The following is a 6762-nucleotide window of genomic DNA, read 5'->3' on the forward strand; positions in this document are numbered from 1 at the left end:
CTCACGCTGGCCTCAGCCTTGGCATCCCTCACCGAGCAGGCCACCACCCCCAGCGCCAGCACACACACCGCCACCACCCCAGCCGCACCCCTCCGGCACCCAGGACGACAACCGGACCGAGCCCCGGGCCGAGACCTGCGCCCCGGCAGCACCAACGCACTCAACCGCTCCGACCGTACCGCCAGCGCAGACTGCCCCATGTGCCCGCCAGCGCCATCAAGGCCCAGCCCAGCTTGACGGTCGCGCGCAGCCACGCCCGACTCCGGAGTGGCTGACCGGCCGCTCGGCCGCTCCGACCCTCCCCTCGCAACCACCTGCTCCCCGGGCTCGCTGGGAGCATTGAGTTCCCGCCTACCGCGACGTCTGATCGCGATGGGGCGCCGCTCCGACACGGCGACCTGGCCAGAGCCGGACACCGGCTCCCGGGCACCCGCAGGCTTGGGGGATCGTAGGGACGCACTCATCGCGGAAGCCTCCTCGCCACCGAAACAACTCCATACCCCACCCGGCCAGGAAACACTGCCCGTCCAAGCGGTGTATTGACACTACCCGCCCCAACACCCCCGCACCAGACCCCAACACCACCCTGTGGAAAACCCCGGAAAGAGACTCGTGCGCCAGCCCCCGTCGTTGCCGGCCCAGTACTCCGAGCGCCGGCCGCGCCCGCCTCGGCGCCAGCGCGGAGAAACGACGATCACTCATGGTGACAGTTTTCAGGACCTGAATCAGTGGTGAGCGTCGAAGAGCCGGCGTCGCCTTCACTCCTTCCGCCCGACGTCGGCGGGGTCAGGGCCCCAAGACGCGGCGTGGGGAGCGAAGGCGACGCCAGGCGCGGCCGGCTCAGGCCCTGGGCCAGACGACGACCAGGCGGACGGCGACGAAGACGACAGTCAGCACCACCTGCGTCCGGCCGAGCCAGGCGTCGGTGACGCGGCAGGGCGAGCAGATCCGGCCACAGCGTCACGCCCCGGACGATCCCGTACAGGCCGGACAGCGACACCACCGCCAGGATCCAGGCGGGCACGTGCGCCCAGGGCCCGGAGGCCACGGCCGCCGCCAGGCAGGCCAGGAGCGCGGACACGCGCCAGACCACCGCCATACGGCTGGGCGCGCTCACCGCGCGGGCAGCCGTGTACAGGCCCATAACCAGCGCCAGGACGATGAAGATGCCAAGAATCATGCCCCGGAGCAGCATCTCGGCCGGCACCGGCAGACACGCCGTCAAAACCTTCTGCCCATCGGTCAGGAGCATCGCGGCGAACGCGGCGGCGGTACCGTCCGTGCTCTGGCCGGTGTAGACCATGACGGCCTCGCCCGACTCCTTGTCGATGGCCAGGCGCGTCATGCACTCCATCGTGGTGCCGCCGTGGCTGATGATCGTGTGCCCGTCGACGACGTCGGTGTACCAGGTGTAACCGACCTTCTCACCCGGCAGCTGGAAACCGGCCAAGACCTCCGCGGGCCACCGCACCTCCTGGGGTCGACCCCACCGGGGACGGCGCCGGTCAGGACCGCCTGGGCGTAGAGGGTCATGTCCTCCGGGGTGCTCCACACCCCGGCGCCGGCCGGGTTGGAGCCCGGGCCGCTGAGCGACTGGCCGCGACGCCCATTGGCCCGGCCCCCGCGGACGGCGCCGTCGGGAATCTCCGACTGGCCGACGATGAGACTCGTGTGCTCCATGTCCAGGGGCGTGAGGAGCCGCTCCGAGACGTAGGACTCCCAGGATTCGGCCCCGGCGGCGTGCCTGAGGTCCTCGCCCAGTAGCGAGATGCCCAGGTTGGAGTAGACGAACTCGCCGCGTTTGCCCATCTTGGTGGTGCGGGTCTTCTCGATGAGCTGGTCGGTGCTGTCGGTGAAGGGGCTGAGCCCCAGGATGTGGCCTCGCAGCACGAACCAGGTCAGGTCCTGAGAGGGGGCGCCCGGGATGCCTGAGCGGTGCGAGGCGACCTCCCCCAGGGTGGCCTCGCCCGCCGGGGTGCCGGCAAGCTCGGGCAGGTAGGTGGACAGCGGGTCGCTCGCCTTGACCTCGCCGCGCGAGATGGCGTCAGCCAGGAGCCGGCCGCTGAAGGTCTTGGTGATCGAGCCGATCTCCATGGGGGTGGTGGACGTGTACTGCTGGCCGGAGGCGGCGGCGATGCCGGCGTGGCGGGCACCCTCGGCGGTGATGACGGAGACGTGGATGCCGCGGGCCCGGTAGTCATCAGGCAGAAGGCCGATGACCTGCTTGGCCAGGTCCTTGTCGCCCGTGATGGAGGAGGTGTCGGCCTTCGGCGCGTGCGATCCGACGACGAAGACCGCCAGGGCCAGGCAGGCCGCCAGGACCGCGCAGGCCCCGCGGGGCAGGAGGCCGCGTGACCGGATGAGAGATGTGGGTCTGACCTGCTGCGACGGAGGGCGGGAACGGTGGAAGGGAGAGGTGCTGGCGCTCATGGGACCAGGCTGTCGGAGCGTGATCGCCCACACGATCCAGCCACCTGGTCGGTCGTTGTCGGGCCAGCCCGACAGAACAATGACGGTCCGAGAGAAGGGGGTCGGTGGGGCGTCCCGTCCTGATCTGGGTGAGTGCGGGCAACGGGGACGCCGGCGAATGCGATCTCCCATGCGGTTCCAGACGTGCAAGGGCCTTGGAACGGTGGGGAGTGTCCAAATCTGCAGCAAAGGCTTCTGTCAGACCAGAATGCGCGAGAGAGAACCGCATGATTCCGCGGTTCTGTCGGCGGACCGATCGGGCTGCAAACTCCTTTGCTGCAGATTTGGACACCATGCTCGGGCTACCGGGGCGTGATGTCTCTGGGTGTTGTGTCTCTGGACATGGGTGACAGTTCTGTGTCAGGACATCGGTGACACTTCGGTGGGTCCTGGAGGCCACAGGCTGACGGATGCGCCAGTTGTCCACAGGGGGCCGGCGGCCGGGTTGCGCCCACTCCTCAGGCGGGCGGCAATGACTCTCGTGAATACTGTGGACGCTGAGCTGCTCGCCGCTGTGCGCGGCTGCTACGGAGCGGTGCGCATGCGGGACCTGGAGCCGACTCGTACCCAGCGCCGTCACATCGCCTCGCTCGTGAGGGACGGTGAGCTCATTGCCCATGAGCATGGGGTCGTCGGTATCCCAGGTGCCGAGCGCGCCGTTGTGCTGGCACGCATTCATGGAGGGCTCCTCACCTGCCAGGCCGCTATGCGCCACTACGGGTTGCCCGTGGCTCAAGGGGCTGAGCAGGTTCATCTCGTCGTGCCGTGCAGCGGGGGAATCACGGCGGTGGGCCGTGAAGTTCTCCATGTGGATCGGAATCAAGGCCGGTCATCACCAACCTCTTACCCGGTTCAGCCGCTTCCTGAGGCACTGGCTCGTTTCCTGCGCTGCCACGTCCAGGACGACTCTCCGCTCATCGCTCTTGACGCAGCACTTCACGATGAGCGCGTCACTGCCAAGCAGGTTCGCGGCCTGCTTCGCGGCCCCGGTTCGGCTCGGGCGCTCGCACGGCTCGATCGCGCCAGTGACCGGGCTCGTTCCCCGTTGGAGACGCTGGCGCGAATGGACCTTGAGGCTGCAGGACTGAGCTTCGAGGACGGGGTGGAGATCGAGGGAGTCGGCGAGGTAGACCTGGTGATCGACGGGTGGGTGGTCGTGGAGCTCGACGGCTACACCTACCACTGCGACGAGTACCAGTTCGGCCTCGATCGATGGCGCGACCGCCGGCTTGTCGCCCGTGGCTTCCTGCCGCTGCGCTTCACAAGGAAGGACGTCTACGCGCATCAGGTCGTTCCGGACGTGCAGAGGGCCATGGAGTGCTGGGGAGTGTCCAAATCTGTGACAAAGGCGGCGACGGGCACTGAGCGCGCCAGGTAAAACCGCATGATTCCGCGGTTTCTGTTGCTCAGCGAAAGTTGTTCGGGCCTCTTTGTCACAGATTTGGACACAGAGCCCCTCGAAAGGGTCTTCCGCAGCTCCGGTGATACCTCTTTGTCGGGGATGGCAGGCGGCCGGTCGCAACGATGCCGGGGCGCATGGAGCGTGTGGAGAGCGATCGCGCGTAGGGATGAGGAGCCCGCTCCCGACCTCGTCCCAACACGCCGGGCGGGAGTGATCTGGGCCTCATATGTCCTCTCCGGGCGGTCCTGCCGGCTCTCGTTCCAGCTTCGACGGCATCCGCGAGATCGCGCGAGATAGCATCGTCTATCGGGACGAAAGTCCTCGCCTCCATCGCAAGATGTTGTGGTCGAGATACAATTTAGACACAAGATGATGTGTCTCATCGGTGTGATTTGGGAGTATGGTCGGCACCGGTGCCGCCGACCGCCCCGCCCCCGGCAGGCAGCGTGCAGCTGTTGACGGCACCCGGAAGAACCGGCCCCATCCATGCTTGGCGGGGCCGTGAACAGGAACGAGAAGGACCATCGGAGAGACCCGTGCTCGAGAACCACCCCGCCCCCGCTGACACTGCTGCCCCGAGCCCCCTCGATGGCCCGGCCTCGACTCCGGTCGCCACCTCCGCCTCAACCACCACCCCCGCCACCGACCCGCGCCTCGTGGCCCCTGGCTCGGCCGACTCGGCCGTCGCCCGCGGTGAGCGCCCCACCGTGGACGCCATCGCCACCATCACCGAGTACCTGGACCGCTCCGACTGGCGCGTCAACGCCAACGCCAATCAGGGCTACTCGCTGGGCGGGATGATGCTCAACACCTCCGGCAAGGTCGTCGCCAACTACTGGCTCAGCCAGGTCTACCCGGCCGCCGCCGGCCAGGCCCACCGCAACGCGGACCTCCACATCCACGACCTGGACATGTTCGCCGGCTACTGCGCCGGCTGGTCCCTCAAGGACCTCCTCCAGCAGGGCTTCAACGGCGTCCCCGGCGCCATCGCCGCCGGCCCCGCCAAGCACTTCTCCTCGGCCGTCGGGCAGATCGTCAACTTCCTGGGCACGCTCCAGAACGAGTGGGCCGGCGCCCAGGCCTTCTCCTCCTTCGACACCTACATGGCGCCCTTCGTCCGCCTGGACGACATGACCTACGAGCAGATCAAGCAGTGCATGCAGGAGCTCATCTTCAACCTCAACGTCCCCTCGCGCTGGGGCACCCAGACGCCCTTCACCAACCTCACCTTCGACTGGACCTGCCCCGCGGACCTGGCCGACGAGCACCCCCTCATCGGCGACGACGTCTGCGACTTCACCTACGGCGACCTCCAGGCGGAGATGGACCTCATCAACCGCGCCTTCATGGAGGTCATGACCGAGGGCGACGCCGAGGGCCGCGTCTTCACCTTCCCCATCCCCACCTACAACATCACCCGCGACTTCGACTGGGACGCCCCCAACACCGAGCTGCTGTTCACCATGACCGCGAAGTACGGCCTGCCCTACTTCCAGAACTTCATCAACTCCGAGCTCGACCCCGGCATGATCCGCTCCATGTGCTGCCGCCTCCAGCTCGACCTGCGCGAGCTGCTCAAGCGCGGCAACGGCCTGTTCGGCTCGGCCGAGCAGACCGGCTCGGTCGGCGTCGTCACCATCAACATGGCCCGGCTCGGCTACCTCTACGCCGACGACGAGGCCGCCCTGACCGCCCGGCTCGACGAGCTCCTCGAGATCGGCCGCGACACCCTCGAGCTCAAGCGCACCGTCATTCAGCATCACATCGACGCCGGTCTGTTCCCCTTCACCAAGCGGTACCTGGGCACCCTGGACAACCACTTCTCCACCCTGGGCGTCAACGGCATGAACGAGATGGTCCGCAACTTCACTCATGACGCCTATGACCTGACCGACCCGCGCGGCCACGCCATGTGCGTGCGCCTCCTGGACCACGTGCGCGACAAGATGGTCGAGTTCCAGGAGGCCACCGGCCACCTCTACAACCTCGAGGCCACCCCGGCCGAGGGCACCACCTACCGCTTCGCCAAGGAGGACCGCAAGCGCTACCCCGGCATCCTCCAGGCCGGTACGGAGACCAACCCCTACTACACGAACTCCTCCCAGATCCCCGTGGGCCACACCGATGACCCCTTCGAGGCCCAGGAGATGCAGGAGGAGCTTCAGACCAAGTACACCGGCGGCACCGTCCTGCACCTGTACATGAATGAGCGCATCTCCTCGGCCACCGCCTGCAAGGAGCTCGTGCGCCGCTCCCTGACCGCCTTCCGCACGCCCTACATCACCGTCACGCCGACCTTCTCCATCTGCCCGGTCCACGGGTACCTGGCCGGTGAGCACCTCACCTGCGACAAGTGCGCCGAGCTCCATCCCGAGGCCGAGCCGGTCGAGTGCGAGGTGTGGACGCGTGTCATGGGCTACTTCCGTCCGGTGCGCTCCTTCAATATCGGCAAGAAGGGCGAGTACGCCGAGCGGCAGATGTTCACCGAGGTCGCCGCCGGCGGCCACGGCCCGGCCGTCTCGCGCCTGAGTGCGGTCAGCGCCTGAGCGCCCGCAACGGGGAAGGAGGGGTAGGTGGCGGACTGGAGCGTTGAGCTCACTCCTCGCGCCGAGAAGGCGCTGAAGCGACTTGACCACAGCGTCAGGAAGCGTGTGGTCGACAAACTGCAGGAGATCCAGGGGTCTGACGATCCGCGGGACTTCCTGAAGCCGATGGCGGGGCCGCTCACGGGGATGTTCCGGCTCCGGGTCGGGGATTACCGGGTGATCATCGACATCCAAGACGAGCGCTGTGTGATCCTGGCACTCGATGTCGGCCACCGCTCCACTGTCTACGACCGGTGACATCTCCGGGCTTGCTCGTGAGCTGGCCGCAGAGGCGCCGGGGCGCCC

5 protein-coding genes are annotated in these 6762 nt (G+C 67.7%); 3 read left to right on the forward strand and 2 right to left on the reverse strand.

Translation table 11 applies throughout. The features are described from left to right. Positions 1-694: 694 nt before the first annotated feature. Both BKH32_RS14600 and BKH32_RS12855 read right to left on the reverse strand, forming a co-directional pair. Complete coding sequence (locus tag BKH32_RS14600) at positions 695-1345, reverse strand: hypothetical protein (protein WP_256691959.1); 651 nt, start codon at positions 1343-1345, stop codon at positions 695-697. Beyond that, positions 1342-2430: a serine hydrolase domain-containing protein gene (locus BKH32_RS12855; RefSeq protein WP_256691961.1), complete on the reverse strand. Its 1089-nt coding sequence runs from the start codon at positions 2428-2430 to the stop codon at positions 1342-1344. The genes BKH32_RS14600 and BKH32_RS12855 overlap by 4 nt, the downstream gene beginning before the upstream one ends. Before the next feature lie 511 nt (positions 2431-2941). Here BKH32_RS12855 and BKH32_RS12860 point away from each other — a divergent pair. The 3 genes from BKH32_RS12860 to BKH32_RS12870 all read left to right on the forward strand — a co-directional run bounded on the left by BKH32_RS12860 (position 2942) and on the right by BKH32_RS12870 (position 6714). Continuing rightward, positions 2942-3847 carry a hypothetical protein gene (locus tag BKH32_RS12860; RefSeq protein ID WP_075250386.1) on the forward strand — a complete coding sequence of 302 codons (906 nt, stop codon included), beginning with the start codon at positions 2942-2944 and terminating at the stop codon, positions 3845-3847. A gap of 680 nt (positions 3848-4527) precedes the next feature. Beyond that, positions 4528-6417 (forward strand): ribonucleoside triphosphate reductase, encoded by a 1890-nt coding sequence (locus tag BKH32_RS12865; protein ID WP_143222849.1) that lies wholly within the window; start codon positions 4528-4530, stop codon positions 6415-6417. A 27-nt stretch (positions 6418-6444) separates the two neighbouring features. Continuing rightward, the gene (locus tag BKH32_RS12870; protein ID WP_075250388.1) at positions 6445-6714 is read left to right on the forward strand and encodes a type II toxin-antitoxin system RelE family toxin; all 270 of its coding nucleotides are present in this window, start codon (positions 6445-6447) and stop codon (positions 6712-6714) included. The last annotated feature ends 48 nt before the right edge of the window (positions 6715-6762 follow it).

It is taken from the genome of Actinomyces oris, assembly GCF_001929375.1.
In the GTDB taxonomy this organism is placed as follows: domain Bacteria; phylum Actinomycetota; class Actinomycetes; order Actinomycetales; family Actinomycetaceae; genus Actinomyces; species Actinomyces oris_B.

What these genes read in the sequence shown, in the direction of transcription:
- BKH32_RS14600 (WP_256691959.1), bottom strand. Translation starts at nt 1,345, where the DNA reads ATGACGCGCCTGGCCATCGACAAGGAGTCGGGCGAGGCCGTCATGGTC.
- BKH32_RS12860 (WP_075250386.1), top strand. Translation starts at nt 2,942, where the DNA reads ATGACTCTCGTGAATACTGTGGACGCTGAGCTGCTCGCCGCTGTGCGC.
- BKH32_RS12855 (WP_256691961.1), bottom strand. Translation starts at nt 2,430, where the DNA reads ATGAGCGCCAGCACCTCTCCCTTCCACCGTTCCCGCCCTCCGTCGCAG.